This window comes from Pseudomonas sp. BIGb0176, from assembly GCF_024810175.1.
In the GTDB taxonomy this organism is placed as follows: domain Bacteria; phylum Pseudomonadota; class Gammaproteobacteria; order Pseudomonadales; family Pseudomonadaceae; genus Aquipseudomonas; species Aquipseudomonas protegens.
On sequence record NZ_JANUEC010000002.1, the window covers coordinates 461,284 to 488,266 of the forward strand.

At 60.6% G+C, this 26,983-nt stretch carries 30 protein-coding genes; all 30 read right to left on the bottom strand.

Translation table 11 applies throughout. The annotated features are described in order from the left end of the window. Position 1: 1 nt before the first annotated feature. The 30 genes from M2395_RS12960 to M2395_RS13105 all read right to left on the bottom strand — a co-directional run bounded on the left by M2395_RS12960 (position 2) and on the right by M2395_RS13105 (position 26,922). Positions 2 to 223, bottom strand: coding sequence for an acyl carrier protein (locus tag M2395_RS12960; protein WP_015634639.1), 222 nt, complete (start codon positions 221 to 223; stop codon positions 2 to 4). 82 nt (positions 224 to 305) lie between these two features. Continuing rightward, positions 306 to 1,427, bottom strand: a complete 1,122-nt coding sequence (locus M2395_RS12965; RefSeq protein WP_011059991.1) for a DegT/DnrJ/EryC1/StrS aminotransferase family protein — start codon at positions 1,425 to 1,427, stop codon at positions 306 to 308. A 154-nt stretch (positions 1,428 to 1,581) separates the two neighbouring features. Continuing rightward, the gene (flhB, locus tag M2395_RS12970; protein ID WP_015634638.1) at positions 1,582 to 2,718 is read right to left on the bottom strand and encodes a flagellar biosynthesis protein FlhB; all 1,137 of its coding nucleotides are present in this window, start codon (positions 2,716 to 2,718) and stop codon (positions 1,582 to 1,584) included. Positions 2,719 to 2,721: 3 nt separating this feature from the next. Further along, on the bottom strand, positions 2,722 to 3,504 hold the full coding sequence (fliR, locus tag M2395_RS12975) for a flagellar biosynthetic protein FliR (RefSeq protein ID WP_011059989.1): 783 nt from the start codon (positions 3,502 to 3,504) through the stop codon (positions 2,722 to 2,724). Positions 3,505 to 3,508: 4 nt separating this feature from the next. Next, on the bottom strand, positions 3,509 to 3,778 hold the full coding sequence (gene fliQ, locus M2395_RS12980) for a flagellar biosynthesis protein FliQ (RefSeq protein WP_011059988.1): 270 nt from the start codon (positions 3,776 to 3,778) through the stop codon (positions 3,509 to 3,511). A gap of 24 nt (positions 3,779 to 3,802) precedes the next feature. After that, on the bottom strand, positions 3,803 to 4,552 hold the full coding sequence (fliP, locus tag M2395_RS12985) for a flagellar type III secretion system pore protein FliP (protein ID WP_011059987.1): 750 nt from the start codon (positions 4,550 to 4,552) through the stop codon (positions 3,803 to 3,805). After that, the gene (fliO, locus tag M2395_RS12990; RefSeq protein ID WP_011059986.1) at positions 4,552 to 4,995 is read right to left on the bottom strand and encodes a flagellar biosynthetic protein FliO; all 444 of its coding nucleotides are present in this window, start codon (positions 4,993 to 4,995) and stop codon (positions 4,552 to 4,554) included. Before fliO ends, fliP begins: the two co-directional genes overlap by 1 nt. Next, entirely contained in the window at positions 4,996 to 5,457 is a 462-nt protein-coding gene (gene fliN / locus M2395_RS12995; protein WP_011059985.1) for a flagellar motor switch protein FliN, read from the bottom strand. It abuts the gene before it with no gap. Positions 5,458 to 5,512: 55 nt separating this feature from the next. Beyond that, positions 5,513 to 6,481 (bottom strand): flagellar motor switch protein FliM, encoded by a 969-nt coding sequence (fliM, locus tag M2395_RS13000; protein ID WP_011059984.1) that lies wholly within the window; start codon positions 6,479 to 6,481, stop codon positions 5,513 to 5,515. 9 nt (positions 6,482 to 6,490) lie between these two features. Next, entirely contained in the window at positions 6,491 to 6,991 is a 501-nt protein-coding gene (fliL, locus tag M2395_RS13005) for a flagellar basal body-associated protein FliL (RefSeq protein ID WP_011059983.1), read from the bottom strand. A gap of 190 nt (positions 6,992 to 7,181) precedes the next feature. Continuing rightward, a complete protein-coding gene (locus M2395_RS13010) occupies positions 7,182 to 8,576 on the bottom strand; it encodes a flagellar hook-length control protein FliK (RefSeq protein WP_015634635.1) in 1,395 nt (464 codons plus the stop codon). Between the two features lie 98 nt (positions 8,577 to 8,674). Further along, positions 8,675 to 9,019, bottom strand: a complete 345-nt coding sequence (locus tag M2395_RS13015; RefSeq protein ID WP_011059981.1) for an Hpt domain-containing protein — start codon at positions 9,017 to 9,019, stop codon at positions 8,675 to 8,677. 30 nt (positions 9,020 to 9,049) lie between these two features. After that, the gene (locus M2395_RS13020; RefSeq protein WP_077933588.1) at positions 9,050 to 10,756 is read right to left on the bottom strand and encodes a fused response regulator/phosphatase; all 1,707 of its coding nucleotides are present in this window, start codon (positions 10,754 to 10,756) and stop codon (positions 9,050 to 9,052) included. A 5-nt stretch (positions 10,757 to 10,761) separates the two neighbouring features. Then, positions 10,762 to 11,067, bottom strand: coding sequence for an STAS domain-containing protein (locus M2395_RS13025; protein WP_011059979.1), 306 nt, complete (start codon positions 11,065 to 11,067; stop codon positions 10,762 to 10,764). 87 nt (positions 11,068 to 11,154) lie between these two features. After that, a complete protein-coding gene (gene fliJ / locus M2395_RS13030) occupies positions 11,155 to 11,604 on the bottom strand; it encodes a flagellar export protein FliJ (RefSeq protein ID WP_011059978.1) in 450 nt (149 codons plus the stop codon). A 6-nt stretch (positions 11,605 to 11,610) separates the two neighbouring features. Next, the gene (gene fliI, locus M2395_RS13035; RefSeq protein WP_047284543.1) at positions 11,611 to 12,969 is read right to left on the bottom strand and encodes a flagellar protein export ATPase FliI; all 1,359 of its coding nucleotides are present in this window, start codon (positions 12,967 to 12,969) and stop codon (positions 11,611 to 11,613) included. Beyond that, positions 12,959 to 13,804 carry a flagellar assembly protein FliH gene (gene fliH / locus M2395_RS13040; protein ID WP_077933587.1) on the bottom strand — a complete coding sequence of 282 codons (846 nt, stop codon included), beginning with the start codon at positions 13,802 to 13,804 and terminating at the stop codon, positions 12,959 to 12,961. Before fliH ends, fliI begins: the two co-directional genes overlap by 11 nt. 9 nt (positions 13,805 to 13,813) lie before the next feature. Next, a complete protein-coding gene (gene fliG, locus M2395_RS13045; RefSeq protein ID WP_011059975.1) occupies positions 13,814 to 14,833 on the bottom strand; it encodes a flagellar motor switch protein FliG in 1,020 nt (339 codons plus the stop codon). Continuing rightward, positions 14,826 to 16,613, bottom strand: a complete 1,788-nt coding sequence (gene fliF, locus M2395_RS13050; RefSeq protein ID WP_123430237.1) for a flagellar basal-body MS-ring/collar protein FliF — start codon at positions 16,611 to 16,613, stop codon at positions 14,826 to 14,828. Before fliF ends, fliG begins: the two co-directional genes overlap by 8 nt. Before the next feature lie 15 nt (positions 16,614 to 16,628). Further along, positions 16,629 to 16,955, bottom strand: a complete 327-nt coding sequence (gene fliE / locus M2395_RS13055) for a flagellar hook-basal body complex protein FliE (RefSeq protein ID WP_011059973.1) — start codon at positions 16,953 to 16,955, stop codon at positions 16,629 to 16,631. 128 nt (positions 16,956 to 17,083) lie between these two features. Further along, complete coding sequence (locus tag M2395_RS13060; RefSeq protein ID WP_053156938.1) at positions 17,084 to 18,490, bottom strand: sigma-54 dependent transcriptional regulator; 1,407 nt, start codon at positions 18,488 to 18,490, stop codon at positions 17,084 to 17,086. A 5-nt stretch (positions 18,491 to 18,495) separates the two neighbouring features. Beyond that, positions 18,496 to 19,689, bottom strand: coding sequence for a PAS domain-containing sensor histidine kinase (locus M2395_RS13065; RefSeq protein ID WP_161467054.1), 1,194 nt, complete (start codon positions 19,687 to 19,689; stop codon positions 18,496 to 18,498). A gap of 128 nt (positions 19,690 to 19,817) precedes the next feature. Next, positions 19,818 to 21,293 (bottom strand): sigma-54 dependent transcriptional regulator, encoded by a 1,476-nt coding sequence (locus tag M2395_RS13070; RefSeq protein ID WP_011059970.1) that lies wholly within the window; start codon positions 21,291 to 21,293, stop codon positions 19,818 to 19,820. A 171-nt stretch (positions 21,294 to 21,464) separates the two neighbouring features. After that, positions 21,465 to 21,761: a hypothetical protein gene (locus M2395_RS13075; protein ID WP_011059969.1), complete on the bottom strand. Its 297-nt coding sequence runs from the start codon at positions 21,759 to 21,761 to the stop codon at positions 21,465 to 21,467. Between the two features lie 11 nt (positions 21,762 to 21,772). Beyond that, positions 21,773 to 22,168, bottom strand: coding sequence for a flagellar export chaperone FliS (gene fliS, locus M2395_RS13080; protein WP_015634629.1), 396 nt, complete (start codon positions 22,166 to 22,168; stop codon positions 21,773 to 21,775). Positions 22,169 to 22,296: 128 nt separating this feature from the next. Next, positions 22,297 to 23,751, bottom strand: coding sequence for a flagellar filament capping protein FliD (gene fliD, locus M2395_RS13085; protein ID WP_077933585.1), 1,455 nt, complete (start codon positions 23,749 to 23,751; stop codon positions 22,297 to 22,299). An 82-nt stretch (positions 23,752 to 23,833) separates the two neighbouring features. Continuing rightward, positions 23,834 to 24,205, bottom strand: a complete 372-nt coding sequence (locus M2395_RS13090; protein WP_015634628.1) for a flagellar protein FlaG — start codon at positions 24,203 to 24,205, stop codon at positions 23,834 to 23,836. 73 nt (positions 24,206 to 24,278) lie between these two features. After that, positions 24,279 to 25,130, bottom strand: coding sequence for a flagellin domain-containing protein (locus M2395_RS13095; protein WP_011059965.1), 852 nt, complete (start codon positions 25,128 to 25,130; stop codon positions 24,279 to 24,281). A gap of 236 nt (positions 25,131 to 25,366) precedes the next feature. Next, complete coding sequence (locus M2395_RS13100; RefSeq protein WP_123430236.1) at positions 25,367 to 25,636, bottom strand: hypothetical protein; 270 nt, start codon at positions 25,634 to 25,636, stop codon at positions 25,367 to 25,369. Continuing rightward, on the bottom strand, positions 25,633 to 26,922 hold the full coding sequence (locus tag M2395_RS13105) for a motility associated factor glycosyltransferase family protein (protein ID WP_123430235.1): 1,290 nt from the start codon (positions 26,920 to 26,922) through the stop codon (positions 25,633 to 25,635). Before M2395_RS13105 ends, M2395_RS13100 begins: the two co-directional genes overlap by 4 nt. Positions 26,923 to 26,983 lie beyond the last annotated feature (61 nt).

Below are 26,983 nucleotides of genomic sequence, written 5' to 3' on the forward strand. Positions count from 1 at the left end.
CTTATCCTACCAAGTTGTAAAGATCACCAACGGTAACAGACTTTTCAAGGTCGTCGCCCGTGATCACTTTCTTGTACTCAATATCAAACATGACAATCACACCCAATGCGGCGAGCGAATCCCACTCTGGCAAATTGCGCAACTCCGTCTCCATGGTGACTTCAACTGGCTCCTGAAAATCGGTGGCAGACAGAAAGTTTTCGATAAATGCTTCTTTGCTCATAACAGCCTCTTAATAATCAGAATCTGCGGTTTAAAATTCCGCAAAACACTCGCCTTCTTGGCGAAAGTCCCTCTCCAGTACGTTATATATTCGCCGAGTTTCCTGAGCGAATGACAGCAACGATCCGTTGCAGGTCCTCTGGCTCCAACCCTGGATAAATGGGCAGACAGATAACCTTTTCAGCCAATGCTTCGGCCACTGGCAAAGCATGGCGATGAAGTCCCTCCATACCTTCATACACCGACATCTGGGTAATCAGGGGATAGAAATAACGGCGCGCGAATATATTGTGCTCCTGCAACAACCCATAGAGTTGATCGCGGCTCAGCGCATATTCGGGCTCAATGGCAATCGGAAAGTAGGCATAGTTCGAGACAAGAGCGGCCGGTACCGGGTCCAGGTTAATACCTTTGATGGTTCGCAACTCAGAGCGATAGAAACAATCGATAGCTCTACGCTGTTCCAGGGCCGCGTCGATATGCTGCAGCTGCAAGAGCCCGAACGCAGCATTTACTTCACTCATCTTGCCGTTGATGCCACAGGTCACCACCGTGACCTCATCCACAAAACCAAAATTCCTCAATTGATCGATATGCAACTTTGTCTGTGCATCCGGGCTGATGATCGCACCGCCCTCGAAGGTATTGAAGACCTTGGTTGCATGCAGACTCAGGACACTGAGGTCGCCATGGCGCAGTACACTGCCACCGGCATCTTCCACGCCAAACGCGTGGGCGCCGTCAAAAATTACTTTCAATCCATGTTTATCGGCGATGGCCTGAATCGCCTCTACATCACAGGGATTGCCATAGCAGTGCACCGGCATGATGGCGGTCGTCTGTGGCGTAATGGCCTGTTCTATCTTTTTAGGGTCGATGTTGAAAGTCTGTGGATCGATATCGACAAACACCGGGGTCAAGCGATTCCACACCAAGGCATGGGCCGTAGCGACAAAAGAATAAGGCGTGGTAATCACTTCACCCTTCACATGCAGTGCTTGTAAAGCGGTAATCAGGGCCAATGTTCCATTGGCAAACAACGACAAATGCCCGACCCCCAAGTAACGAGCCAGTGCTTGCTCAAGTTCTTGATGGAAGGGACCGCAATTGGTCAGGCGCTTGTTTTTCCAGATCTGCTCCAGATAAGGAACAAATTCCTCTAACGGCGGCAGTAGCGGACTGGTAACTGTAATTATTTTTTCCATGACTTATCAGTTCTGAGCAGTTCGAACATCCCAAAGAACAAAGTCAATCCACCCGCTTTTTTCAGATTGATTCTGCCTAGTCAAAAAAGTAACCATTTCCATACACTGGCTACCCACAAGCAATAATCCAGCCAACAATCTGGCGGCGCTCGCCTCAGGAGTCGCGCTGCAGATCCGGCGGAATCGGCAGATCCTTGAGCGGATCCGGGCGCTTGCCCTTGCCCGCGCGGTGCTGGCGGATCTGATAGACGTAGGCCAGTACCTGGGCCACCGCCAGGTAAAGCCCGGCAGGAATCTCTTCCTCAAGCTCGGTGGAATAGAAGATCGAACGCGCCAGGGCCGGCGACTCCAGCAGCATGACTTCGTGGGCCACGGCGATCTCGCGAATCTGCAAGGCCAGGAAGTCGCTGCCCTTGGCCAGCAGCACCGGCGCCCCGCCCTTCTCGGCATCGTATTTGAGCGCCACGGCGTAGTGGGTCGGGTTGGTGATGACCACATCGGCCTCCGGGATCGCCGCCATCATCCGCCGCTGGGACATCTCGCGCTGCAACTGGCGAATCCGCTGCTTGACCTCGGGCCGCCCCTCCTGGTCCTTGTGCTCGTCGCGCACTTCCTGCTTGGTCATCAGCAACTTCTTGTGGGCCTGGTACAGCTGCACCGGCACATCCACTGCAGCAATCAGGATCAGCCCGCAGGCCATCCACAAGGTACTCCAGCCCACCACCTGGATACTGTGGATGATCGCCTTCTCCAGGGGCTCATGGGCGATACGCAAGAGGTCGTCGATATCTGCCGAGAGCACCGAGAGCGCCACAAACAGCACCAGGGCAAACTTGGCCAGGGCCTTGAGCAGCTCGATCAACGCCGTGGGGGAAAACATCCGCTTGAGGCCGTTGGCCGGGTTCATCCGGCTGAACTTGGGCGCCAGGCTCTTTCCGGCGAACAACCAGCCGCCCAGGGAAATGGGGCCGATGACCGCCGCCAGCAGCAGGGTCAGCAGTACCGGCTGCACCGCCAGGATGGCGATCTTGCCCGAATGCAACAGGTACAGGCCCATGGCCCCGGGGCTGAGCAGCACTTCACGGGGCAGGGAGAAGTTCAGGCGCATGATTTCCAGCAGGTCCAGGGCCAGGCCACCACCATAGACCAGCAGACCACCCGCCCCCGCCAGCATGATGGCCAGGGTATTGAGCTCCTTGGAGCGGGCAATCTCGCCCTTTTCCCGGGAGTCCTTTTTGCGTTTCTCCGTGGGCTCTTCTGTCTTGTCCTGACCGCTCTCGCTCTCTGCCATGGTTCAGCGTGCCCTCGCCAGTTCGCGCAAGAACTGCAGGGCCTCGGAGGCCAGCGGTTGATACTGGTTGAGAATGTCAGCCAGGCTGATCCAGACGATGCCCATGCCCAGCACCAGGGTCAGGGGAAAGCCGATGGAAAAGATGTTCAATTGCGGCGCCGCGCGAGTCATGACGCCAAAGGCGATGTTCACCACCAGCAGCGCGGTGATCGCCGGCAATACCAGCAGCAGCGCCGCCCCCAGCACCCAACCGAGCTTGCCTGCCAGCTCCCAGTAATGGTTGACCATCAGGCCGCCACCCACCGGCAGGGTGGTAAAGCTCTCCGTAAGCACCTCGAACACCACCAGGTGGCCGTTCATGGCCAGGAACAACAGGGTCACCAGCATGGTGAAGAACTGCCCGATCACCGCCACCGACACACCGTTGGTGGGGTCGACCATGGAAGCGAACCCCATGCCCATCTGGATCGCCACGATCTGTCCGGCAACCACGAAAGCCTGGAAGAACAGCTGCAGGGAAAACCCCAGTACCGCGCCGATCAGGATCTGTTCGGCGACCAGCAACAGGCCGCTGAGATCCAGGGCGTGCACTTCGGGCATGGGCGGCAGCCCCGGCGCTATCACCACGGTGATCGCCAGGGCAAAGTACAAACGCACCCGCCGCGGCACCAGGGTGGTCCCGAAGACCGGCATCACCATCAGCAGCGAGGTGACCCGGAACAGCGGCAACATGAAGCTCGCCACCCAGGTACTGATCTGGGTGTCGGTCAACGCCAGCAGGGACATGGGCTCAGCCGATCAACTGCGGAATACTGCCGTACAACTGACGGATGTATTCCATGAAGGTTTGCACCAGCCAGGGCCCGGCGACAATCAGGGTCACCAGCATCACCAGCAGGCGCGGCAGGAAGCTCAGGGTCTGTTCGTTGATCTGGGTGGCAGCCTGGAACATGGCCACCATCAGGCCCACCAACAAGCTGGGCACCACCAGCACCGCCACCATCATGGTGGTCAGCCAGAGCGCTTCGCGAAACAGGTCTACCGCGACTTCCGGAGTCATTGTCGATCACCCGCAAACAAGGTTTTAAACACCACCGAAACTGCCCGCCAGGGTACCGATGATCAACGCCCAACCGTCCACGAGGACGAACAGCATGATCTTGAACGGCAGGGAAATGATCAGGGGCGAGAGCATCATCATGCCCATGGCCATCAGCACACTGGCCACCACCAGGTCGATGATCAGGAACGGAATGAAGATCATGAAGCCGATCTGGAACGCAGTCTTGAGCTCGGAGGTGACGAAGGCCGGGACCAGGATGGTCAGCGGCGCCTGGTCAGGGCTGGCGATGTCGGTGCGCTTGGACAGGCGCATGAACAGCTCCAGGTCGCTGCTGCGGGTCTGCGCCAGCATGAAGTCCTTGATCGGCACCTGAGCCTTGGCCACGGCGTCCTGGGCGGTGAGTTTTTCCGCCAGGTAAGGCTGCAAGGCGTCCTGGTTCACCCGGTCGAACACCGGCGCCATGATGAACATGGTAAGAAACAGCGCCATGCCGGTGAGGATCTGGTTCGACGGGGTCTGCTGCAGGCCCAGGGCCTGACGCAGGATCGAGAAGACGATGATGATCCGGGTGAAGCTGGTCATCAGCATGACGAACGCTGGAATGAAGCTCAGCGCCGTCATGATCAGCAGGATCTGCAGGCTGACCGAATACTCCTGCTGGCCGCTGGCATTGGTGCCAAGGGTGATCGCCGGGATCGACAACGGGTCCGCCGCCAACGCCAGCGGCGCCGCCAGCATCAGTGCCAACGTCAAGATGATGCGCAACGGCATTACTTCTTATCCTTCTGATCCTTGCCCAACAGCTCCATCAGGCGCTGGGCGAACTCGGGCGTCGCCTGCTCGGCACTGGGCACCTGCACCGGCTCCTTGAGTACATGCAACGGGGTGATGGTGCCCGGGGTCAGGCCCAGCAGGATCTGCTCGTTGCCAACCTGCACCAGCACCAGGCGATCGCGCGGGCCCAGAGCCCGGGAGCCGATCAGTTCGATCACCTGCCCCTTGCCGGCAGGACCGGCCTGCTGCACCCGGCGCAACAGCCAGGCCAGGAAGAAGATCACGCCGATCACCAGCAGCAGGCCCAGTACCAGCTGGGTCAACTGGCCGCTGACACTGCCGGTCACGGGCGCAGCCGCAGCCACCGCGGCGGTGGCCGCCGGCTCCGCGGCCAGGGCGCTCAGGGGCAGCGCAAATGCAATGCCAAGCAGCTTGTTCACTTAGCGCAGCTTCTTGATGCGTTCGCTGGGGCTGATCACGTCAGTCAGGCGAATGCCGAACTTTTCGTTGACCACAACCACCTCGCCATGGGCGATCAGGGTGCCGTTGACCAGCACGTCCAGCGGCTCGCCGGCCAGGCGATCGAGCTCGATCACCGAGCCCTGGTTGAGCTGCAGCAGGTTGCGAATGTTGATATCGGTGCTGCCCACTTCCATGGAGATCGATACCGGGATATCCAGAATCACGTCCAGGTTAGGGCCGTCCAATGTGACCGGCTCATGGTTCTTCGGCACGCTGCCGAACTCTTCCATCTGCAAGCGCCCGGAACTTGACGCAGCGCCGGCGTCCGCCGCCAGCAGGGCATCGATATCCGCCTGACCGGCATCACCGGTTTCTTCCAGCGCAGCAGCCCACTCGTCGGCCAGCGCCTGGTCGTCCTGGGAGTTAATTTCGTCAGCCATCATGGGTCCTCGACGGGCAAAAATTCATTGAACAGCAAACAGGTTGGAGCGCCGCTCAACGGCGCTCGATCGGCTCGATCACTTGCAGCGCCAGATTGCCCTTGTGGGAACCCAGCTTGACCTTGAACGACGGCACGCCATTGGCGCGCATGATCATGTCTTCGGGCAGTTCCACCGGGATTACATCGCCAGGCTGCATGTGCAGGATGTCCCGCAGGCGCAACTGACGACGGGCGACAGTGGCGCTTAGCGGCACGGCCACATCCAGCACGTCCTCGCGCAGAGCCTTGCTCCAGCGTTCGTCCTGGTCGTCCAGGTCGGACTGGAAGCCGGCGTCGAGCATTTCGCGGATCGGCTCGATCATCGAATACGGCATGGTCACGTGCAGATCGCCGCCACCGCCATCGAGCTCGATGTGGAAGGTCGACACCACGATGGCTTCGCTGGGACCGACGATGTTGGCCATGGCCGGGTTCACTTCCGAGTTTATGTACTCGAAGTTGACCGGCATGATCGCCTGCCACGCCTCCTTGAGATCGACGAAGGCCTGCTCCAGCACCATGCGCACCACCCGCAGTTCGGTCGGGGTGAATTCGCGCCCTTCGATCTTCGCGTGGCGGCCATCGCCGCCGAAGAAGTTGTCCACCAGCTTGAACACCAGCTTGGCGTCAAGAATGAACAGCGCGGTGCCGCGCAGCGGCTTGATCTTCACCAGGTTCAGACTGGTGGGTACGTACAGCGAGTGCACATACTCGCCGAACTTCATTACCTGCACGCCACCCACTGCCACGTCAGCCGAACGGCGCAGCATGTTGAACATGCTGATACGGGTATAGCGGGCGAAACGCTCGTTGATCATTTCCAGGGTCGGCATGCGTCCACGGACGATGCGATCCTGGCTGGTCAGGTCGTAGCTTTTGACACTGCCGGGCTCGGCAGCGTGTTCGGTCTGCACCAGACCGTCGTCGACGCCATGCAACAGCGCATCGATCTCATCCTGGGACAGCAGGTCCTGCACGGCCATGTCGTGTTCCTACTGCAGTACGAAGTTAGTAAAGAGCAACTGCTCGACCACCACTTTGCCCACCTCTTTCTGCGCCACTTCCTGAACGCTGGCGGTGGCCTTCTGGCGGAGCATTTCCTGGCCGACCGGAGTGGCCAGGGTGTCGAAACTCTGCCCGGAGAAGAGCATGACCAGGTTGTTGCGGATCACCGGCATGTGCACTTTCAGCGCATCCAGGTCGGCCTGATTGCGCGCCAGCAGGGTAATGCTCACCTGCATGTAGCGCTGCCGGCCGTTCTGCGTGAAGTTGGCAACAAAGGCTGGGGCCATGGGCTCGTAGATCGCCGCAGGCTTGACGTTGCTGGCGGTCTCTGCAGCCGGGGCCGGCTTGCTCTGAGCACTGTGCATGAAGTACCAGGTGGCGCCGACCGACAGGCCGATGGCCAGCAACAACGCCAGGACAATCAAGAGGATAAGCTTGAGTTTGCTTTTCCCTGCGGTGGGTTTTTCTGCTGCTTCGCTCTTCGCCATGCCAATAATCCGTCACTAATCGGGGGTTCACAGTCGCACGGCAAGGCAAGAGCAAGTGTTATGCCAGATTTGTCAGAAAGGCAGGGATCAACAGCGAAGGGCAATGCTGCGAAGGGAAACCTGGGGTGCAAGCTGTTGCAGTTACACCGCGAGGATCAGTGCAGGGGCCGGTAGCGACCCCCGCCACAGGTCAGGCGTAGTAGTCGACGGCGCTGCTGCCGATCACGGTCTGTACCGGAGCCTGCACTTCTGCCACGGCCGGGGACGACTCATCATCGCCATTGTCCAGGCGCCCGCCGCTGGTGCTGGAACCGCTGCGGCGATTCTGCTCCTGCTGCGCCTGCTCCTGGCCCTGCCAGCCACGGGACTGATCGGAGACGTTGACGTCCACCTGCCCCAGGCCCTGCTGGTTGAACATGTCGCGCATGCGGTGCATCTGCCCTTCCAGGGCTTCGCGAACGCCAGCATGGGCACTCATGAAGGTGACCTGGGTCTGCTGGTCCGGAATCATGTGCACGCGAATGTCCAGGCGCCCCAGCTCGGCCGGCTGCAACTGGATGTCTGCCGACTTGAGGTTGGTGCTGGACAGGTACATCACCCGATTGACCACCTCTTCGGTCCAGCCATTCTGGTGCATGGCCAGCGGCTGGTTGACCGGCACCGCGTTGGCCGTCTTGGGCGTCGCGGCCTGGGTCAAGGCCGCCAGGCGATTGGCGAAATCATCCACCCGGGTATCACTGGAAGCCCCCTTGAGGTCCTTCAAGCCATCGGCGATCAACCCGCTAAAGGCCTTCTCGCCGCCCTGCTCGGTGCCGCTCTTGCCCGCCTGCTGCTCGAGCATGCCGGCCATGCCATTGGCGAAGTTCTGCACCGAGGCCAGCTGCCCTTCATTGCCGGCATTGCCTGGCGCGGCCTTCGGCTGGCTCTGGCTGGACGCCGACACATGGCCGCCCTGCTCCATGGCCAGGCGCACCGCAGGTAAGGCATCCAGAGGATCAGCCTCGGGGTCGAATTCAGGCTTGGCCGGCTCGACGGGTGGCGCCACCACTGCGGCAACGAGGGCCGGCGCAGGGGCGACGGGAGCCGCCTCGACCTGAGGCGGCGCAGGTGTCGCCGGGGCCGGTTCAGCCGGCACCACAGGCTGTGGCGGCGCGACCTGTACCAGGCTTGGATCCAGCATCGGATCGCTGGGGGGCGGGGTGTCGGTTTGTGCGGTATCAGCCGGCTTCGCAGCATCAGTGGGCGCTGTTTTGCTGTCGCTGCCGGCCGGCTTGTCGGCAGGCAAGGATTTGCCGCTATCGGCAACGGCTGGCTGCGGCGCGGCAGAAGAGTCCTTGCTGACATCCTTCTTCGGGCTACTGTCAGCCCCCTTGTCGCGCACCGGCTTGGGCGAGTTGTCGGCAAAGCTTGGAGGCTTGGCCTGCGGCTGGTTCTGGGATTCCTTAGCGTAGAGCTGCGCGAAGCTGGAAGCCTTGTCCCCAGGCTCGGCAATGCTCGCCAGGGGGCTGACAGGTGCCGCTTGAGTCTTGGACTTAGCGCTGGCCTGGGCAGTGGCCTGAAGAAGCGAATTAGGGGTAACAGCCATGGGACACTCTCCGCTGCACGGGGATCATAGGTACAGTTGGAAGACTTGACTGCAAAGGCCGGGCCAGCTTTAACAATCCGCAGATAAAAAGCTGTTTCTCAACAATGAAAGCGCTGCAGCTCCTGCTCGCACAAGCGTCGAACGATAGCGAACTCGCCGTCGATCTCCCCCACCAATTGTCGAATGCCATCCGCGGCCGACTGCCCGGCCCGCAGTTCCAGCTGATGACAGAGTTCGGCCAGGCGGGTGGCGCCCATGTTGCTGCTGCTGCCCTTGAGGCTGTGGGCGGTGGCTACCAGCAAAATCGTATCCTCGGACTTATGCAGCAACCGCACACGCTCCTCGGAATCGCAGACGAAGGTATCCAGCAGGACGGGATATTCATCCTCCATGACCTCTTGCAAAGCATTGAGCACCGTGTGGTCCAGATGAATCTCAGCCACTTGTTCACTCCTTGATCAAGAACCCGGGAATTATGCCAGAGCCTCCCAAGAAAACTCCACGCAGACACTGCGCCCATCATCCGCCCACACGGCCTGCCGGCTCATCTGCCGGATCAGACTGACGCCACGCCCCGACAGACGCTCCATATCATTGGGCCGCGCCAGGACCGCAGCCACATCGAAGCCCTCGCCACTGTCCTCGACGCGCACCACCAGGCGCCCTCCCGCTTCCAGGGGCTGCACTTGCAGATGCACCCGGACAAAACCCTCCTGCAACTGCGCAAGCCGGGTCGAGCGTTCGCGGTAATAGCGGGTGAACCCCTCGGCATCGCGCTTGAGCCGCGAGTCGAGCTTGAGCACGCCATGTTCCAGGGCATTGGAGTAGAGCTCTGCCAAAACGCTGTACAGCGCCCCGCTCTGGGAGCGCAGGCCATGCACCTCAAGCAACAGTTGCAGCAGATAGGGCAAGGGATTGAAACGCTTGAGGGTGGCAGCCCGAAACTCGAAACTCACCGACCAGTCCAGCGGGCAGGACTGGCCACTGTCGGAGTACACCAGAGCCGGCGGCGCCAACCGGGGAAACTCCGGCAACCCCACCTCGACCATGCTCACATCATCCCGGGCACTGCCGCCAAAGCGCTCCAGGGCCTGCCGGATCTCTTCGAACAGCTGATCTTCCTGGCGATTGGCGGCAAACACCTGGTGCAATCGCTCGACGCCAAACAGTTGCTCCTCGGTGTTACAGGTATCGATCACCCCATCCGACAACAGGAAGACGCGGTCTCCCGGCGCCATGGAAAACACTTCGGTGCTGTCCTCGAAGGCCTCGGCGCTCAACACACCCAAGGGCAAGTGGCGAGCCACCAGCGGCGTGCGTGCGCCGCTGGCGTGCCGATACAGATACCCTTCGGGCATGCCGCCGTTCCACACCTCCACCGCCCGCCGCTGGGAACTCAGGCACAGCAGGGTGGCACAGCAGAACATGTCCACGGGCAGGATGCGCTTGAGCTTGGCATTCATCTCCCGCAGGGTTTCCGGCAGGCCGTAGCCCTTGGCGGTCATGCCGTAGAACACCTCCGCCAGCGGCATGGCGCCTACCGCCGCAGGCAGCCCATGGCCGGTGAAATCCCCCAGCAGTACGTGCATGTCTCCGGCCGGGGTGTAGGCCGCCAACAACAGGTCGCCGTTGAACAGGGCATAGGGCGATTGCAGGTAACGGATATTCGGCGCATCCAGGCAGCCGGCATGGGCGACCTTGTCGAACACCGCCTTGGCCACCCGCTGCTCGTTGAGCAGGTAGTCGTGGTGGCGAGTGATCTGGTCACGCTGGTGCAGCACGGTCTCTTGCAGACGGCGCAGGCGGTCCATGGCGTTGATCTTGGCCCCCAGCACCACCGGGTTGTAAGGCTTGGCTAGAAAGTCGTCGCCACCCGCTTCCAGGCAGCGGGCCAGGGCCTCGCCGCCGCTCAAGGAGGTGAGAAAGATGATCGGCACCAGGGTCTCGCCAGCCAGGGCCTTGATCCGCCGGGCAGCCTCGAAACCGTCCATCACCGGCATCAATGCATCCATCAGCACGATGTGCGGGCGCTGTTGCTGAAACAGCTGCACCGCCTCGGCGCCGTTGCTTGCCGCCAGCACCTGATGCCCCTGGCGCCGGATGATGCTGGACAGCAGCATGCGGTCCGCTGCGCCATCTTCGGCGATCAGCACACACAGGGGCTCGAGCATCGACCGCATACCGGTCAACTGATGTCGAAAAGCTTGTCGAAGTTGGAGATGGCGAGGATCTTGCGCACATCCGAGTTGCTGTTGATTACCCGGACATCGGCGTTGTCGCCGCCGGCGTGGTCACGCAGCAACAGCAGCATGCCCAGGGCCGAACTGTCGAGATAGGTGGCTTCCTTGAGGTCCACCACGATGGACTCCGGTGTCCGGTTGAGTCGCTCGTAGGATTCGCGAAACTCCTGGTGGCGTCCGAAATCGAAACGGCCTCTGATGGAGATCGTGAGTTTTTGCCCGTCCGGGGATATTTCTGTAACGACCGACATGTGACTGCTTCCTTGTCATTGACGACGTCTAAAAGGTTTAGCACCCACTCGCCGGGGGGACAACCCGCACGGGGCAAATGAGCACCATCAGTATGGGCTCTGACGAGGCAAGCGTTGGGAAAGTTCATCCAGCAACTTCTGCTCACGCTTGTCCTCAAGCGCCCGCGCCTCGTCGATATAGCGCTGCACCAGCTTGCGCAGCCCCTCGACCCGGGCATAGGCCTGCTGCCAGGCTTCCCGGGCGCGATCGAGGTTGTTCTGGTGCCAGGCCAGGCTCTGTCGCTGCTGACCGACGGCGGTATCCAGCTGGCTGAGAAAGTACTGATAGTTCATCAGCCAGTGGCCACTGACCCCCAACTTGCCGCGCTCGACCCACTGTTCCTGGTAGTCGCCACGAAAACGCTCCAGGTCCCCCAGCTTGCTCTCGGCCACACGCACCTGGCCGTGAAAGTACTCCAGGCGCTGGGCGGCCGTGCGCTCGGCACTCTCTGCCATGTCCACCACCGGCGCCAGGCGCGCCGCACGGCTATCGGCCATGGCCGGTTACCCGCCCGCTGCCGGAGCGAAAAGCATTTCCAGGTGGGTCTGGCTATGGCCCAGGCTGATGTTGTCATTGAGCCCCTGGCGCAGGTACGCAACCATGGCCGGATGCAGGGAAATGGCCGTATCGGTATCCCGGTCGCCGCCGGCCACATAGGCACCGACGCTGATCAGGTCCCGGGCCTGCTGGTAACGCGACCACAGCTGTTTGAAGTACTGCGCCCGCGCCATGTTGTCAGGGCTGATCACCGCCGGCATGACCCGACTGATGGAAGCCTCGATGTCGATGGCCGGGTAGTGCCCCTCTTCCGCCAGGCGCCTGGACAGCACGATATGCCCGTCGAGCACGCCCCGCGCCGAGTCGGCGATCGGGTCCTGCTGGTCGTCGCCTTCGGACAAGACCGTGTAGAAGGCGGTGATCGAACCGCCGCCGGCCTCGGCATTGCCGGCACGCTCCACCAGTTTGGGCAGCTTGGCGAACACCGAAGGCGGATAACCCTTGGTGGCCGGCGGCTCGCCGATGGCCAGGGCGATTTCCCGCTGGGCCTGGGCGAAACGTGTCAGGGAATCCATCAGCAACAGGACGTTCTTGCCCTTGTCGCGAAAATATTCGGCGATCCGCGTGCAGTACATCGCCGCCCGCAGACGCATCAGCGGAGCATCATCCGCTGGCGAGGCCACCACCACCGAACGCTTGAGGCCTTCCTCACCCAGGATGTGCTCGATGAACTCCTTGACCTCACGTCCCCGCTCGCCGATCAGCCCGACCACAATGATGTCGGCCTCGGTGAAGCGGGTCATCATGCCCAGCAGCACACTCTTGCCCACGCCGGTACCGGCGAACAGGCCGAGACGCTGACCGCGACCTACCGTCAATAAACCGTTGATGCTGCGAATACCCACATCCAGCGGCTGGCTGATGGGGTCGCGCTTGAGCGGGTTGATGGTGGGGCCGTCCATCGGCACCCAGTCTTCGGCACGCATCGCACCCTTGCCATCCAGCGCCCTACCGGCGCCGTCCAGCACACGCCCGAGCATACTCATGCCCATGGGCAAACGGCCGGTGTCGGCCAGGGGCACCACGCGCGCGCCCGGAGCAATCCCGGCCACGCTGCCCACTGGCATCAGGAATACCTTGCTCCCGGAGAACCCCATGACCTCGGCTTCGACCTTGACCGGGTGGTAGCTGTCATCGTTGATCACCATGCACCGGGTGCCCATGGCCGCGCGCAAGCCTTCGGCTTCCAGTGTCAGGCCGACCATGCGCAGCAGGCGGCCCTCAAGGATCGGCTGGCCCGGCAGGCTGATGGCCTCGGCATAGCCCCCCAGGCGCTTGCCGAAGCTGGTGCGTTCAAGGCGCATTGCTAGGGTCCGCTGGCTCGTGCGCGGCGGCGTCAGGGTCAATAGCGGGGTCGGCGATGTCGCTCTGCGGCGCCGACGGCGTCAGTGGCCCCAGGTCCAGGCCAAGGTCCGCTGCTGCCGGATGCAGCGATTGTTCGTGCAACTGGTCGGACAGCTGGTCCATGGCCTGGGCGATCCGGGTTTCCATGCTGGCATCGATACGGCTGTGCTCGGTCTCGACCCGACAACCGCCGGGCAGCAGCGCTTCGTCCTCGACGATGCGCCAGCTTTCCTCATGGCGCTCGCGCAGGCTTTTGACCTGCTCGAAATCCTGCGGATTGACGTACAGGCGCACATTACCGACGCCCAGGGGCAGCAGCTTGAGCGCTTCGCGCATGACATGTTCGATCTGCGTGGAGTCCATCGCCAGCTCGCGCTGGATCACCTGGCGGGTGATATGCCGCACCAGCTCCACCAGGGTCTTTTCAATCTGGGTGTCCTGCTCGGCAATGGGCTCGAACAGGTTGGCCATCAGTTGCTCGAGCGCCTGCAACTTGGCGCTCAGTGCCACTTCGGCTTCCTGGCGCACTTTGAGGGTGGTGCTGTGAAAGCCCTCTTTCTCGCCAGTGGCGAACCCTTCGTTATAGGCTTCCTGGCGGATGCTCTCGAGCTCTTCAAGGGTCAGCGGCTGGACTTCCTCCAGCGGCACCTCCTCGATCTCCTCCTGCACCTCTTCCGGCTCGGGTTCAGGCTCGGGCGGCTCGGGATCGAAACTGGGCAGCGCCCAGACGTCAAAACCCTCGACGTCCCGGGCGCGAATCAGCTCGCTTTGGGACTCATCACTGCTGGACGACATAAAGCGACCTTAGATCATTTCTTCGCCGCCCTTCCCGCCGAGAACGATTTCTCCGGCTTCGGCCATACGGCGGGCAATGGTGAGGATTTCCTTCTGCGCGGTTTCCACATCGCTGACGCGAACCGGGCCCTTGGCTTCCAGGTCGTCGCGCAGCAGTTCCGCCGCACGCTTGGACATGTTCTTGAAGATCTTTTCCTTGACCCCTTCGTCCGAGCCCTTGAGAGCCAGCACCAGCACGTCGGAAGAGACTTCGCGCAGCAGCGCCTGGATGCCGCGATCGTCGACATCGGCGAGGTTGTTGAAGACGAACATCAGGTCTTCGATCTGGCCCGACAGGTCTTCGTCCACTTCGCGGATCGAATCCATCAGTTGGCCTTCGATCGAACTGTCGAGGAAGTTCATGATGTCGGCTGCACGCTTGATACCACCCAAGGTGGTCCGCGATGCGTTGGAGTTGCCGGAGAACTGCTTCTCGAGAATCTGGTTGAGTTCCTTGAGCGCCGCGGGTTGCACGGTGTTGAGCGAGGAAACCCGCAAGATGATGTCCAGGCGCGCCTTGTGGTCGAAGTTGCCGAGCACTTCGCCGGCCTGGTCAGGATCGAGGTAGGCCACCACGATGGCCTGGATCTGCGGGTGCTCGTAGCGGATCACGTCGGCAACGGCCCGCGGCTCCATCCACTTCAGGCTGTCCAGGCCGCTGGTGTTGCCACCCAGCAGAATGCGGTCGATCAGGCCGTTGGCCTTGTCTTCGCCCAGGGCCTGGGTGAGCATCTTGCGCACGTAGTCATCGGAACCGACGCCGAGGCTGGTCTGGTCGCCGACAATATCGACGAACTCGCTCATCACCTGTTCGACCTGCTCACGGTGCACGTTACCCATCTGCGCCATGGCCACGCCCACCCGCTGGACCTCTTTGGGGCCCATGTGGCGCAACACTTGCGCAGCATCGGTAGAACCCAGGGACAGCAGCAGGATCGCGGCTTTGTCGACCCGGGTCAGTTTGGCGGTAGCGGCTCGGTTATCACTCATCTGCGTTAATCCACTCTTTCACGACCTGAGCCACTCGACCCGGGTCTTCAGCCACCAGACTCTTGATTGCGTTCAACTGAGCGTCATAACCCTCGCTCGGGCTCGGCAGCAGAATGCTCTGCGGGCCGCCGAGGCTCACGCGGTCGTTGCCCAACTCACCGTCCAGGCCGCCCATGCCGCCCAGTTCGACGTCACTGCCCAGGCCTGCCAGTTCTTTGTTCTTGCCGCCGCCAGTGATGTTGTTGAGCACCGGACGCAATACGCCGAACACCAGCACCAGGATGAACAGCACGCCGAGCACTTGCTTGACGATGTCCCAGAACCAGGGCTGCGAGTAGAACGGAATATCGGCGATCACTTCCCCGCGTTCGGCGGAGAACGGCACGTTGATCACGCTGACGCTGTCGCCACGGCTGGCATCGAAGCCCACGGCGTCCTGCACCAGACGGGTGAAACGCGCCAATTCGTCGGCGCTCCACGGCGCTCGGCTGGCTTCGCCATTGGCCGGGTTGACCTTGACCTGGTCGTCCACCACTACCGCTACCGACAGACGATTCAGGCGACCCTGCTGCTGCTTGGTATGGCTGATGGAGCGATCGAGCTCGAAGTTCTTGGTGGATTGTTGACGCTTGTCCGACGGGTACGGCGCCAGCATCGGCTGGCCGGTGGCCGGGTCCATGATCTGTTGGCCGTTGGCGTCCAGCAGTGGCTGGCCCGGTTGCACCATGCCGGCGGCGGCAGTGGCGCCACCGATGGTTTGTGGCGCAGAGGCCGGCGCTGGCGGCTGGTTGCTCAGAGCACCCGGCACGCCTTGCGGGCCGTTGCTGCTGGAGCGCTGCTCATTCACCGACTGCTCGCTGCGCAGGGCCGGCTGGTCAGGGTTGAACTGTTCGGAGGTGGATTCCACGGCACTGAAGTCGACGTCCGCCGAGACTTCAGCCTTGTAGCGATCGTTGCCCAGCACCGGTTGCAGGATGTTGTGCACCCGCTGGGTCAGCATGCCTTCCAGGCGGCGGCTGTAGTCGAACTGCTTGCCAGCCATGGTCAGTGCGGAGTTTTCCGCCTGATCGGACAACAGGTTGCCCTTCTGATCGACCACGGTGACCTGGGACTTGTTCAGCTCGGGAACACTGGTCGCCACCAGGTTGACGATGGCCATGACCTGGCCGGGCTCCAGGGAACGGCCGGAGTAGAGTTCTACCAGGACCGAGGCGCTGGGCTTGCGTTCATCACGCACGAACACAGAGCTTTTAGGAATCGCCAGGTGCACCCGGGCGCCCTTGACGTTGTTCAGGCTGGAGATGGTGCGAGCCAGCTCGCCTTCCAGGCCGCGACGGTAACGGGTCGCTTCCATGAACTGACTGGTACCCAGGCCCTGCTCTTTATCGAGGATCTCGAAACCGACGTTGCCGTCACCCGGCGCTACGCCAGCCGCGGCCAGCTTCAGGCGGGCTCGGGACAGGTCATCGGCCTTGACCAGCAAGGCGCCGGAATTGGGCTCTACGGTGTAAGGAATGTCGGCAGAGGCCAGGGTATCCATGACCTGCTTGGCGTCCATACCCGCCAGGCTGCCGTACAGCGGCCGGTAATCGGGTTGCTGGGACCACAGCACCACGGCAAAACCAATCGCCACGCTGGCGGCCAGGCCCACCAACAGGCCGACCTGACGCAGCATGGTCATCTGGGACAGGTTTTCCAGGAAGGACAAACCGAACAGCGGCGGTTTACCGTCGATCGGGGCGGCCTTGGCCGGTACGTTATCGGCGACTGCTTCTGCCATGACTCAATCTCGTCCTTAAACCGGCATCTGCATGATGTCTTGATACGCTTGAACCAGCTTGTTGCGAACCTGGGTCAAAGCTTGAAAAGACACGCTGGCCTTTTGCGAGGAAATCATCACGTCCGTCAGGTCGACACCGCTCTTGCCAATTTCAAAGGCACTGGACAGCTGATTGGACGCCTGCTGAGTGTCATTGACCTTGTTCACGGCCTGGCCAAGCATGTCAGCAAAGCTGCTGCCGCTGACTTCTGCCACCGCGGCGGATTTAGGCTGCGACATTGCGTCCATCTGCATGGCACGCATATCCAGCATCAACCGATTAAATTCAACACCTTGGCTCATGGTCTACTCTCTCTGACGACCCGCAATTTTTTGACGCTCACTCAGCGGTTAGTGAGGTGTTAGCAACAAGGGTGCCAGCTCCATGGCCCTTATCGACAAAAGCCCATCCCGGGCTTGCCTCTCACAGATCAGGTCGCGAACAGATAGGCCTCGACGTCCATTCCAGCATCGCGCATCTGCGCCAACTTGTAGCGCAAGGTCCGCGGGCTGATACCCAGGCGTTCCGCGGCCTCCTTGCGTCGCCCGCGCTCGGAGCGCAGGGTATCGATGATCATCTGAAACTCCCGGCGCCGCAGGTCATCGCCCAGGCCACCGGATTCTTGAGCCGGCACCTCCACCTCGGCAGCCGTGCCACGCGCTGCCATCTGCACCACGGGCGCCAGCGCCGGCAGCGGAGCACAAGCCACAGGGCCGGCAAGACAGAAATCTTCCGGCTGGATCAAGCCCCCCTGCTGCAGGATCAATGCGCGCTGCAATGCGTTGTCCAGTTCTCTAACGTTGCCTGGCCATGGATAGGCCAGCAGGCACTCCTGGGCCTTGGCCGATAGCCTGGCCGCCGCGTGCTTCATTTTATTGACGTGCTTGGCCAGCAGGCGCTCGGCCAGCGGCAGGATATCGGCGGTACGCTCGCGCAACGGCTTCCAGGCCAGAGGAAATACCGACAAACGGTAATACAAGTCCTCACGGAAACGGCCGGCCGCTACCTCCCCCGCCAGATCGCGGTTGGTGGTGGCGACCACGCGGATATCCAGGGTGATCGGCTTGCGCGCACCCACCCGCTCCACTTCGCGCTCCTGCAAGACCCGCAGCAGCTTGGCCTGCAAGCCCAGAGGCATTTCGGAAATCTCGTCCAGCAGGATGGTGCCGCCATCGGCCTGCTCGAACTTGCCGGGCTGGGCAGCGATGGCCCCTGTGAAAGAGCCCTTTTCGTGCCCGAACAAAGTGGCTTCGAGCATGTTGTCCGGGATGGCCGCGCAGTTGATGGCGATAAACGGCTGATTGACTCGATGGGAATGCTGATGGATATAGCGCGCCAGCACCTCCTTGCCAGTGCCGGATTCACCGGAAATCAGCACCGTGGAGTCACTGCGGGCCACCCGCGCCGCCAGCTCCAGCAACTGAGCGCTGGCTGGTTCGAAGGCCACAGGCCCCTCATCCTCGCCAACACCCAGGCCGCCCAAGGCATGGCGCGCCACCAGGTCCAGCAGGGCCCGCGGCTCGAAAGGCTTGACCAGATAATCGGCCGCCCCCTGGCGCATGGCGTCCACGGCACGCTCGACGGCGCCATGGGCAGTCATCAGCAACACCGGCAGTTGTGGCTGGCGGGCTCGCAGCAGGCCAAGCAATTGATGACCGTCCATGCCCGGCATGTTGACGTCGCTGACCACCAGGCTGAAGGGCTCCGCGGCCACAGCCTCCAATGCTTCCTCAGCACTGCCGACAGCCTTGTAGTCATGACCGGCCAGCAGCAGGGTATCCGCCAGGGCCTCGCGCAATGCGCGGTCGTCTTCAACCAGTAGAACCTTGATTGCCATTACCTTCACTCCACTCCATGCACGCTGGAGAACAGAGGCAGTGTCACCAGCGCACAAGTACCGCGCCCAGGACGCGAGCGCAGCGACAATTCTCCCTGATGAGCACGGGCTACCGCCTTGACCACCGTCAGGCCCAGCCCGGTTCCATTGGCCTTGGTGGTGAAGAACGGCTCTCCCAGGCGCTCCAGGACCGCAGCGTCGATACCACTGCCACTGTCACTGATGCACAGCCGCAAGGTGTCGCCGCGGCTGTACAGGTGCACCTTGAGTCGCGCCGCGCCGGCACTGGCCTGCACCGCGTTCTCGATCAGATTGAGCAAGGCGCCCACCAGAGTGTCGCGATTGCACAGCAACTCACCGTGGTGGCTATCGCACTGCCAGCGCACGGCAACGTCCTGCACATGGGTCAGGGCCGCGGCCTGCAACGACTGCAACAGCGACTTGGGCGTCAGGCGATCGGTCAGGGGCAATTCGCCACGGGCGAACACCAGCATGTCGCGCACTTGATGTTCCAGCTCGTGCAAACGCTCCTTGAGCCGCCCGGCAAAGCGCTGATGGGTAGCTACCGGCAGTTCCTGCTCAGTGAGATGGCTGGCGTACAGCAGGGCCGCCGACAGCGGCGTGCGGATCTGGTGAGCCAGGGAGGCAACCATCTTGCCCAGGGAGGACAGACGCTCATGACGGGCCAACTGGTCTTGCAGATGACGGGTTTCAGTCAAGTCATTGAGCAGCACCAACTGCCCGGGCTCGGCATCCAGCGAGCGCGTGGCAATCGACAGGCGTCGACCGTCGCGCAGGGAAATTTCATGGCCATCATCTTCGCGAGGGGCAAAGCTGCGGGCGATGATGTTGCGCCACAACTGCCCTTCCAGCGGCAGCCCCAGCAGCTCGCAGGCTGCCGGGTTGGCCTCGGTGACGATGCCATGACCATCAATCACGATGACCCCGCCCGGCAACAGGTCCAGCAGGTTCTGCAGACGATTGGCCAGACGCTCCTTTTCCGCCAGCTCCTGCATGCGCTGGGCGCTGACCACCGCCAACTCGCCCTTGAGCTCGGTCACCCGGGCCTCAAGCATGCTGTAGGAGTCAGTAAGTTGGCTCGACATCTGGTTGAACAAGGCGAAGGCCTGCTCAAGACCTAGCCGGCTTGCCTGCTCTACGGACGACGATTGCCCCTGTGCATCAGGGGCAGGAGACATCTGGGCGGCTTGGGGCATCGTGCACTCTCGCGTGGCTGACCGTCAGTTAAACGGAACGTTGCAAGAGACTTAGCAATACCCGTGCCTAAAAAAAACCACCCAGTTTTCAAAGACTTGAAAAACCGGCGTCAATCATCCGCCTGTTCATCACCTTCACGACGGCTCATACCGTACTTGCGCATCTTCTCCACCAGGGTGGTGCGACGGATGCGCAAGCGCTCTGCGGCCCGCGCCACGATGCCATTGGCGTCGTCCAGCGCCTGCTGGATCAGCCCTTGCTCCAGGCTGCCGAGGTAGTCCTTCAGGTCCAGGCCTTCCGGCGGCAGCATGGCCGTGGCGGCGAAGTCTGGCGCGTGACCGTTGATCGCTACGCGCTCTTCCAGATCGCTGCGCAGGCTGTCCACCAACTGCTCGTCTTCGTCATCCACATAGCGGAACTTCTTCGGCAACTCGACGACGCCAATCACACCATAGGGATGCATGATCGCCATGCGCTCCACCAGGTTGGCCAGCTCACGAACGTTACCCGGCCAGCCATGCCGGCACAGCGACATGATGGCGGCAGAGTTGAAGCGGATAGAACCGCGCTTCTCGTGCTCCATTCGCGAAATCAGCTCATTCATCAGCAGCGGAATGTCTTCCACTCGCTCACGCAGCGGCGCCATTTCAATGGGGAACACGTTGAGGCGGTAGTACAGATCCTCACGGAAGCTGCCTACCTCGATCATGCTTTCCAGGTTCTTATGGGTGGCAGCGATGATTCGCACATCAACACCCTGGGTCTTGTTGCTGCCCACGCGCTCGAACGTGCGCTCCTGCAGCACCCGCAACAACTTGACCTGCATCGGCAGTGGCATATCGCCGATTTCGTCGAGGAACAGAGTGCCGCCATTAGCCAGCTCGAAACGTCCGGCACGACTGGTGATAGCACCGGTGAACGCGCCCTTTTCATGGCCAAACAGCTCACTTTCCAGCAGCTCTGCCGGAATGGCGCCGCAATTGACCGGTACGAAAGGCGCGTCGCGCCGCTTGGAGTGATAGTGCAGGTTGCGCGCTACCACTTCCTTGCCTGTTCCCGACTCGCCAAGGATCAGCACACTGGCGTCGGTATCCGCCACCTGCTGCATCATCTGCCGCACATGCTGGATGGCGCGACTGGTGCCTACCAGGCTGCGGAAAAGATTGGGTTCACGGTGACGACCGCGCTCACGGGCCTGATCGTACATTTCACGATAGACCTGGGCCCGGTGCAGGGAGTCCAGCAATTTGCTGTAGCTGGGAGGCATTTCCAGGGTGGAAAGCACACGACGACGCTGGTCTTCAGGCAGATCAATGGAAGAATTTTCGCCCATCAACAGCACCGGAAGGAACTCATCCCAGGTTGAGAGTGTCTTTAACAGGCCCAGAAGTGCACCAGGAGCATTTACGGTCCCGATGAGGACGCAAATTACTTCGCGACTTGACGACAAAGAGCCGACAGCCTGCTGCCAGTCATGGCTACCGCAGGGTAAATTTTCTTCGCCAAGAAAATTTAAAATCACCGCCAGGTCGCGGCGGCGCACGCTATCGTCATCGATCAGCAGAATTTTGGTTTCACGCCACATGCAATAGCAACTTCCCTAGTCAACTCAATGCCCAGATAAGGGGCAAGCTAGACGCGCTTGTAGGCATTTTCTGCCTTATAGACGCCTGAAATCTGAAAACAGCCACTAGTTAAGTCAAAAAAGCGTGCACAGTCAAATTTATGGCGCGCAGTGTTCGGGATTAACTCAACATCAACCGAACAAATGGTAAACCTTTGCCGCGTTCTGTGCTTGCTGGATCTGCGACATCTCGTCGACTATCGCCTGGCGCTCCCCTGTTGCCACCTCAAGCAGTTGCCGGTAGACCCCCAACAACTCTTCCAGATTGTCGCGCAGTGCCGCCTCGTCGACCTCAGCCTCGCTGAGCACGTCCTCCATGCATGAACGGCACGCCAGGTCCAGCTCGCCAATGGCTTGCCAGTTGCGTTCGGCCAGGGCGCCGACCAGCGCCTCACGGGTTTCTTCAATGCGTTGCAGGACAGCACTCATGGTGTTCCTCCTTAAAACTGCGGACCCGGTGCGGCAATGGCATCCCAGCCATCCTTGACCGTACGCAGCAGACCGGCGACCTCATCGAGAATCTTCGGATCGGTCTTGATATTGGCTTCAGCCAGGCGCTTCATCATGTAGGTATACAGACTGTCCAGATCCCCCAGGGTATCCAGGGAGTTTTCCAGGTCCAGACCTTCACGCAGACCACCAATGATGCCGATGGCCTTGCTGATGAATATGCCTTTGTTGGCGATATCCTTGCGCTCGATCGCCCCCTTGGCCTGAGCGATACGATCCAGGCCGCCTTCCATCAGCATCTGCACCAGACGGTGGGGACTGGCTTCGGAGGTCTGCGCCTGCGCACCGATCTTCTGGTACTGCCGAAGGGCTAACATCGGATTCATGTAATACCTCTTCAAAACTCAAGGGTTCGTATAAGCAATATATCGACGCAACGTCAAAAAACTTTAGGCCAAATACAAAAGCCCGGAGCGCTGAAAAACACTGCCGGGCTTTTGGCGCTGAGTGAATATCAGCCTTTTTGCTGTGCGGTCAAGGCTTCAAACATCGACGTGATATTGCTGGCAGTTGCCTTCAGCTTGCCCACCAGGGTGTCCATGTCGTTGTACTTCTTGGTCAGTACCGCTGTCAGGGTAGCCACCCGCCGATCCAGCGCATCCTGTTGATCACTGAGCTTTTTCTTGGTGATATCCAGGGTCTTGGTACGAGTGGTCAGGATCCCTTCGGTCATGCTACCCACACCCTGGGTAAACGGCTTGATCGCGTTAGTCATGCGTTCCAGCAGACCCGGGTTGGTACCATCACCGGTAAACAGCTTCTGCACTTCACCACCGAGCTTCTTGTCGGTCATGGCAGCCGTGAATTTCTTGTCGTCGAAATCCAGTGCACCGGTCTTCTGGTTGGTGGTGATCCCCAACTGCGCCAGCACAGTCAACTTGTCGCCGGCGCCCGTTTCGGACAGTGGTGCACGAATAGCCGCCAGAATCGAACGAGGCAGCGAGTCACCAGTGAGCTGTGCCGGGATGGTCGGGTTGCCACTGTCATCCAGGGAAGGCTTGGTCAGCGTAGTAATGCCGTTGGCCACGGCGTTATAGGCGTCGACAAACTTCTGGATCGAGGTCTTAAGACCCTCAGTGTTTGTGGCAACTGTCACGGTGATCGGCGTGGTGGTTGGCGCAACCAGATTGAGCTTAAGACCGGAAATGGCCTGCGTGACTGTATTGGTCTTGCTGGTCAGTTGCATGCCGTCGACGCTGAAAACCGCGTCCTTGGCCAGCCCACCGATATTGCCGGATGAGGCGGCGGAAGCCGGATTGGTATCACTCGACATCGGCTGAGTGCCATCGATCTCCAAACCGGCAATACCGCTGACAGAAATGTCGGTGCCCGCACCGGTCTTTTCGGAGCCGATCACCAGTCGCGATCCGAACGAGTCGGTCACGATGTTCGCGCTGAGCCCGGCCATGTTCATCTTCGAATCGGCGTTGATCGAGTCACGCACCGATTGCAGCGTCGCATTGGTGCCGACGGTCAACGGGTAGTTAATGCCATTTTGAGTGATGTTTAACGTACCACTCGGAATGGCACTGGTATTTCCTCCGCTAAAAGCCGCACTGGCCACTTTTGACGAAGTTGCAAGATTTTTGACGGTAACCGAGTATTTGCCGGCAACCGCATAGTTGTCTGCGGTGGCGTCTACGGTCTTGCTATCGCTGGAGGTCGCAGCGAAACCGGCAAAGGCGGGATTCACAGAGCTTCCCAGCCCAGCAACCGACAGCGTGCTCTGGAAGGTCGACAACAACGACTGCAATGTCCCGATACCAGAAATGCTGGCGCTATTGGTGGTGGTCGCGCGATCGATCTGACCTTGCTTGGCCGCCTTGTCAGCAGCTACCAACGCCTTGACGATAGCACCGGTGTCGAGGCCGGAACCCAAGCCGGTACCCGGTAGAATTGGACTTGCCATGTGTCTCTCCCTTCAGTGTGCCGCCAGTCTTTTGACCACAACAGCGCTCAAACGTAACCAGCAACAATTTTCATGCCAGCTGTCAGGCCTTGGCACTGAACAACAGACTACTCGCATCATTCAAGCTATTGGCCAGTTTCAGCACTTCTTCATTGGGGATCTGGCGAACCACTTCACCCGAATCACTGGCAATGACTTTGACCACGACCTTTCCGGAAGGCTCGTCGATCGAGAATTCTAGATTGCGCTTGACCGACTGGACGAACTTTTCAATTTCCTGAACGGCCATTTTCAACTTTTCCTGCTCGGTCCGAGCTTCTTTCTTACTGTCCTGAGCTGCGGTTTTGGCAACTGCAGGAACGACCTCTCGAGGCTTCTCCACGGGCTTGTCAGCGACAGGCGTCACCGGCTTGGCCGCTGGATAAGACAAGTTCAGCTTCACGCTCATATCCATGTCCATCACCTCTTAAAGTAAAAAAGCGAGAGAGCACGACCAGCGCACTCCCCCGCCAAAGCTTAGCCAGCTATTACTGAAGCAGCTTCAGTACAGCGGATGGCAGTTGGTTGGCCTGGGCCAGAACTGCGGTCGAAGCTTGTTGCAGAGTCTGCTGCTTGGTCAGCTGGGCAGTTTCAGCAGCGAAGTCGGTATCTTGTACGCGACCCAGTGCAGCACTGGCGTTTTCGTTGATGTTCTGCAGGTTGGAGATGGTGCTGGTCAGACGGTTCTGGGCAGCACCGAGGTCCGCACGGCTGGAGTTGATGGTAGCCAGAGCCTTGTCGATGGCGTCCATCGCGGCCTTGGTGTTGGTCTCGGCAGTGGTGCTGTCGTTACCGGTGATGTTGATGGTGCCGGAGTCAACGCCCAGGGTGGCAGCGTCGAAGCCGCTGTCCAGGGTGATGGTGATCTGGTTGGTGGAACCGGTGTTGGAACCAACCTGGAAGGTCATGGTGCCAGCGGAACCGTCGATCAGGTTCTTGCCGTTCAGGTTGGTCGACTTGGCGATACGAGTCAGCTCGTCCGACATCTGAGCAAATTCTTTGTTCAGAGCAACGCGGTCTTGGGTACCGTTGGAGTCGTTTCGCGACTGAACAGCCAGTTCACGCATACGCTGCAGGATGTTGGTGGATTCTTGCATCGCGCCTTCAGCGGTCTGGGCGATGGAGATACCGTCGTTGGCGTTTTTGATCGCCATGGTCTGACCACGGATCTGCGAAGTCATGCGGGTAGCGATCTGCAGGCCGGCGGCGTCGTCTTTTGCGCTGTTGATCTTCAGGCCGGAAGACAGGCGAGTCATCGAAGTCGACAGAGCGTCGGAAGCGCGGTTCAGGTTTTTCTGAACGTTCAACGACGTGACGTTAGTGTTTACTGTTAAAGCCATGACGAATTCCTCGTTGGTTGGGTACTGCGGCTTCCGGCCCTGGCAACCGCCGGGTAATGGCCTAGAGAACCTTCGTAATAGTTATCGTCGGTAATGCAAGTTGCTTTAGGGCTTTTTCAAAAATATTTGCCATCACCCGGCCATCCCTTGGAAAACAAGGGGTTAAGCCGACACCGAACGAAAAACTGACGCCAGAAAATACCCACCAAAAACACTCGCCCAGCCTGCCGCACCGCTCATCCACCAAACTCGGCCTGCAACCAGTCCGGCAGCTCGTATTCCAGATAGTCGGCCAACCCCAACCAGTTCTGCCCTTCCTGGCACGCCAGCATCAGGGTCAGCAATTTCGCCCAATCCTGCTGGACAGGCAGCGCAGCTCCATCCACCAACGACTGGATGGGATCGAACAGCTCAACCATGACACCCACCGCCTCGACATCACGCCCCAGACGAAACAGATCGGCGACTTCTCTGGCTCGGGAAAACACAGGCTCTAGCTGATTCATTGAGCAAAATCCGGGTGAAAGGTGGTACCGAGGATCATCGCGCCATCACGGCTGGTATTGAAAAACGCCACCTCAGGCTGACTGCTGATATAGCGCTCCAGTTCGCACAGGTAGCTGCGGAAATTAAGCTGGGTCTTGACTCGCTGCCCATGCCCATCCAGCACCCAGTGTCGGGCCGCGCCGAGTTGCGGGCCAAGATCGCCGTCATGCCAACCGGCATGGGTACGGTTCATGGGGAACGCGAAGTCCGCACCAAACAGGGTGATCCGTCGCCCTCCCATCTTCACCGCCAGATCCACGGCCGGATGAATCACGCTGCCACCGGCATGCAGCTGTGCCCGGGGTATGCGCTGGCGCAATGCCTGGAACACCGGGCTGGCGGAATAGGCCACATACCGCGGCCCGAGCCAGCCCTCGAGTACCTGCGGGTCCGCCAGCGGCATATACACCAGAGCGGTGCCGTCACTGCCTTGAGCAGGCAGGTGCCGGGTGGAAATTCGCTGGTCGACACTCACCACCAGGTCCACCCGGATGCCCTCTTTGAGCAGCGGCTGGTATGCCGTGTCGACACAGATCAGCAGCGGCCGCTGCGCCTGGCCGGACACGGCGCGCAATGCCGCGTAGTGATGCTCCAGGCTCGGCCCCGTAGCGATAACAAAGACTTCACTCCCGAGATGGCGATCAAACAGCTCGGCAATATCGCGATCCATCCCAACCCAAGGCTCAATGGCAGCCAGGCGCTCGGCGATATCCGCTGTATCTGCGGCAAACAAACGATTATTGAAGGACAGATGAGTCTCGCTGATCAACCGATCGCGGATCTTCGCGTTGTAGTCATCGGCCAGCACCAGCTCGGCCGGCAGGGCGAAAAACGGCAATGCAATCTCCGGCAGGTCGCCGGCATACAACAACTCGACCCGTGGATCAGCCAGCCAGGCCTGCTGTTCCAGCAGTTGCAGCACCAGCTTGAACAGTGCGCCATTGAGAATGTGCACATACAGACGCTCCAGCCCCGGCCGCTGCAGCAACGCCATTTGCAGGTCACCCAAGCCACAGCCGTAAAGATGCAATACCGCCGCCTCAGGCAGGCTGGCGGCCTGGACCTGAGCCTCGCGACTGCGATCATGGCGACTGGTCAGCTGGACCCCGCCAATGCTCAGGGTCGAGCCAAGGCCTTCCACCAGATCCGCCTGCAGCACAGCAGCATCCTCAGCCTGCACCCGTGCCAGCAGCGCCGGCCAGCGCTCGCCAATCACCCGGGCGTTGTGTTCAAAGCTGTCGCTCATGCCGCCTCGCTTATCACTCGTGCAAAAAAAATAGCGCTCAAGATTACACCTTGAGCGCTAT

What these genes read in the sequence shown, in the direction of transcription:
- M2395_RS12960 (WP_015634639.1), bottom strand. Translation starts at nt 223, where the DNA reads ATGAGCAAAGAAGCATTTATCGAAAACTTTCTGTCTGCCACCGATTTT.
- M2395_RS12965 (WP_011059991.1), bottom strand. Translation starts at nt 1,427, where the DNA reads ATGGAAAAAATAATTACAGTTACCAGTCCGCTACTGCCGCCGTTAGAG.
- flhB (WP_015634638.1), bottom strand. Translation starts at nt 2,718, where the DNA reads ATGGCAGAGAGCGAGAGCGGTCAGGACAAGACAGAAGAGCCCACGGAG.
- fliR (WP_011059989.1), bottom strand. Translation starts at nt 3,504, where the DNA reads ATGTCCCTGCTGGCGTTGACCGACACCCAGATCAGTACCTGGGTGGCG.
- fliQ (WP_011059988.1), bottom strand. Translation starts at nt 3,778, where the DNA reads ATGACTCCGGAAGTCGCGGTAGACCTGTTTCGCGAAGCGCTCTGGCTG.
- fliP (WP_011059987.1), bottom strand. Translation starts at nt 4,552, where the DNA reads ATGCCGTTGCGCATCATCTTGACGTTGGCACTGATGCTGGCGGCGCCG.
- fliN (WP_011059985.1), bottom strand. Translation starts at nt 5,457, where the DNA reads ATGGCTGACGAAATTAACTCCCAGGACGACCAGGCGCTGGCCGACGAG.
- fliM (WP_011059984.1), bottom strand. Translation starts at nt 6,481, where the DNA reads ATGGCCGTGCAGGACCTGCTGTCCCAGGATGAGATCGATGCGCTGTTG.
- fliL (WP_011059983.1), bottom strand. Translation starts at nt 6,991, where the DNA reads ATGGCGAAGAGCGAAGCAGCAGAAAAACCCACCGCAGGGAAAAGCAAA.
- M2395_RS13010 (WP_015634635.1), bottom strand. Translation starts at nt 8,576, where the DNA reads ATGGCTGTTACCCCTAATTCGCTTCTTCAGGCCACTGCCCAGGCCAGC.
- M2395_RS13020 (WP_077933588.1), bottom strand. Translation starts at nt 10,756, where the DNA reads ATGCGGTCGATGCTCGAGCCCCTGTGTGTGCTGATCGCCGAAGATGGC.
- M2395_RS13025 (WP_011059979.1), bottom strand. Translation starts at nt 11,067, where the DNA reads ATGTCGGTCGTTACAGAAATATCCCCGGACGGGCAAAAACTCACGATC.
- fliJ (WP_011059978.1), bottom strand. Translation starts at nt 11,604, where the DNA reads ATGGCCGATAGCCGTGCGGCGCGCCTGGCGCCGGTGGTGGACATGGCA.
- fliI (WP_047284543.1), bottom strand. Translation starts at nt 12,969, where the DNA reads ATGCGCCTTGAACGCACCAGCTTCGGCAAGCGCCTGGGGGGCTATGCC.
- fliH (WP_077933587.1), bottom strand. Translation starts at nt 13,804, where the DNA reads ATGTCGTCCAGCAGTGATGAGTCCCAAAGCGAGCTGATTCGCGCCCGG.
- fliG (WP_011059975.1), bottom strand. Translation starts at nt 14,833, where the DNA reads ATGAGTGATAACCGAGCCGCTACCGCCAAACTGACCCGGGTCGACAAA.
- fliF (WP_123430237.1), bottom strand. Translation starts at nt 16,613, where the DNA reads ATGGCAGAAGCAGTCGCCGATAACGTACCGGCCAAGGCCGCCCCGATC.
- fliE (WP_011059973.1), bottom strand. Translation starts at nt 16,955, where the DNA reads ATGAGCCAAGGTGTTGAATTTAATCGGTTGATGCTGGATATGCGTGCC.
- M2395_RS13060 (WP_053156938.1), bottom strand. Translation starts at nt 18,490, where the DNA reads ATGGCAATCAAGGTTCTACTGGTTGAAGACGACCGCGCATTGCGCGAG.
- M2395_RS13065 (WP_161467054.1), bottom strand. Translation starts at nt 19,689, where the DNA reads ATGTCTCCTGCCCCTGATGCACAGGGGCAATCGTCGTCCGTAGAGCAG.
- M2395_RS13070 (WP_011059970.1), bottom strand. Translation starts at nt 21,293, where the DNA reads ATGTGGCGTGAAACCAAAATTCTGCTGATCGATGACGATAGCGTGCGC.
- M2395_RS13075 (WP_011059969.1), bottom strand. Translation starts at nt 21,761, where the DNA reads ATGAGTGCTGTCCTGCAACGCATTGAAGAAACCCGTGAGGCGCTGGTC.
- fliS (WP_015634629.1), bottom strand. Translation starts at nt 22,168, where the DNA reads ATGAATCCGATGTTAGCCCTTCGGCAGTACCAGAAGATCGGTGCGCAG.
- fliD (WP_077933585.1), bottom strand. Translation starts at nt 23,751, where the DNA reads ATGGCAAGTCCAATTCTACCGGGTACCGGCTTGGGTTCCGGCCTCGAC.
- M2395_RS13090 (WP_015634628.1), bottom strand. Translation starts at nt 24,205, where the DNA reads ATGGATATGAGCGTGAAGCTGAACTTGTCTTATCCAGCGGCCAAGCCG.
- M2395_RS13095 (WP_011059965.1), bottom strand. Translation starts at nt 25,130, where the DNA reads ATGGCTTTAACAGTAAACACTAACGTCACGTCGTTGAACGTTCAGAAA.
- M2395_RS13100 (WP_123430236.1), bottom strand. Translation starts at nt 25,636, where the DNA reads ATGAATCAGCTAGAGCCTGTGTTTTCCCGAGCCAGAGAAGTCGCCGAT.
- M2395_RS13105 (WP_123430235.1), bottom strand. Translation starts at nt 26,922, where the DNA reads ATGAGCGACAGCTTTGAACACAACGCCCGGGTGATTGGCGAGCGCTGG.